The organism is Chamaesiphon sp. VAR_69_metabat_338, assembly GCF_031423935.1.
In the GTDB taxonomy this organism is placed as follows: Bacteria; Cyanobacteriota; Cyanobacteriia; order Cyanobacteriales; family Chamaesiphonaceae; genus Chamaesiphon.
Window position 1 is genome coordinate 1 of sequence record NZ_JANPGM010000521.1, and the last position, 1,846, is coordinate 1,846.

2 protein-coding genes are annotated in these 1,846 nt (G+C 48.3%); both read left to right on the plus strand.

All coding sequences use genetic code 11. The features are described from left to right. Nucleotides 1-341 precede the first annotated feature (341 nt). Nucleotides 342-896 (plus strand): C-phycoerythrin subunit beta, encoded by a 555-nt coding sequence (cpeB, locus tag RMO84_RS14470; protein WP_310489150.1) that lies wholly within the window; start codon nucleotides 342-344, stop codon nucleotides 894-896. 73 nt (nucleotides 897-969) lie between these two features. Then, the gene (locus RMO84_RS14475) at nucleotides 970-1,464 is read left to right on the plus strand and encodes a bleomycin hydrolase (protein ID WP_310489151.1); all 495 of its coding nucleotides are present in this window, start codon (nucleotides 970-972) and stop codon (nucleotides 1,462-1,464) included. Nucleotides 1,465-1,846 lie beyond the last annotated feature (382 nt).

Sequence of the window (1,846 nt, forward strand, 5' to 3'; positions counted from 1 at the left end):
TCGAATTCGGCGATCGTCTCTGCGAGTTCCTGGGCGTAGTTTTCCGATCCTTCTGCCATAATTTATGAGTTTCCTAAAATTTAGATTGTATGTTCCAATTCTCGCAGATTCCGATCTGAACGCACCCAGTTCTGGCGATTATTATCCTCCAAGCGGGGTGGAGGCGAGTCATGACTTGCCTCCATCCCGATTTGCGAGCACCAGTAGCCGATTGTAAAGAAACATTGCTTTGTTTTTCATAAATGAGACTCGATCGCCGCCGATCTTTTATGTTGTATCTTGTCTTGCTTTGACATAGACAAACGCCTTTTACAAATAGTCAATATATTAAGGAGAGCAACATGCTTGACGCTTTTTCTAAAGCTGTGGTTGCAGCAGATGCCAGCACTTCTACTGTCGCCGACCTCAGTGCCCTCAAAGCCTTCGTTGCTAGTGGCAACCGTCGTCTAGACGCAGTAAACGCGATCGCTTCCAACGCTAGCTGTATGGTTTCCGACGCAGTTGCTGGGATGATTTGCGAGAACCAAGGTTTGATCCAAGCTGGTGGTAACTGCTACCCTAACCGTCGCATGGCTGCTTGCCTCCGCGATGCTGAAATCATTCTGCGTTATGTTACTTACGCTCTCTTGGCTGGCGATGCTTCCGTCCTCGACGATCGTTGCTTGAATGGTTTGAAAGAAACTTACGCAGCTTTAGGCGTACCGACTACTTCGACCGTTCGTGCCGTTCAAATCATGAAAGCACAAGCTGCCGCTCACATTCAAGACAATCCTAGCGAATCTTTTGCTGGTGCAAGACTCCGCAAAATGGGTACCACTGTGGTAGAGGATCGTTGCGCTACTCTGGTTGCTGAAGCTTCCAGCTACTTCGATCGCGTCATCTCTGCTTTGAGCTAGTCGATAGCCAATTTGTAAGCAGATCGATCGACAATCAGTACTCTATCTATAAACATTGGGAGATTTTTAAGAAATGAAATCAGTCGTTACTACCGCAATTGCCTCTGCTGATGCAGCAGGTCGTTTTCCTAGCACCTCGGATCTAGAGTCAGTACAAGGTTCGATTCAACGTGCGACCGCACGCTTGGAAGCTGCTGAGAAATTAGCTGCTAACCTCGACAGCGTTGCTACAGAAGCTTACGATGCTTGCATCAAAAAGTATCCTTACCTCAATGATGCCGGTCAAGCGAACTCCAACGCTACTTTCAAAGCTAAATGTGCTCGTGACATCAAGCACTACCTCCGTTTAGTTCAATACTGCCTAGTTGTTGGCGGTACTGGCCCTTTGGACGAATGGGGTATTGCCGGTCAACGTGAAGTTTACCGTGCATTGAGCCTACCTACCGCTCCTTACGTTGAAGCTTTGAGCTTCGCTCGCAATCGCGGTTGCGCTCCTCGCGACATGTCCGCTCAAGCATTGGTTGAATACAATGCTCTTCTCGACTACGCAATCAACTCCCTTTCCTAGTCTGGAGAGCCGATTGCCAATCTCATCATAAATAGGTGAGATGTCTCGATCGCAAGCCTGGAGGTTCTCGATCTTTGCTTTGCCTGTTCAGGTAGAGTAATTGTCCAGAATCTCTGGGTTTGTTTCGATCTGGGTAAATGTATAAGTATATATATTAGTAGAATCGTAGATCTGAGGGTACCCACAAGCGGCGTTTTTATGTCTAGGGTTCCCCCCGCATAAAAAAACGACAAGAGAGCGACTGAAATCACGCGGAGGTTTCCGTCTAGCGACACGTCTCGCTTTGCTCGCCTACCGCATGTGTTTCAGTCAGCGATGCATCGACCGGGAGGTTTCCTCCCGGTTGTGTGCGTCAAGACAAGACAGGGGCACCCCTACAGAT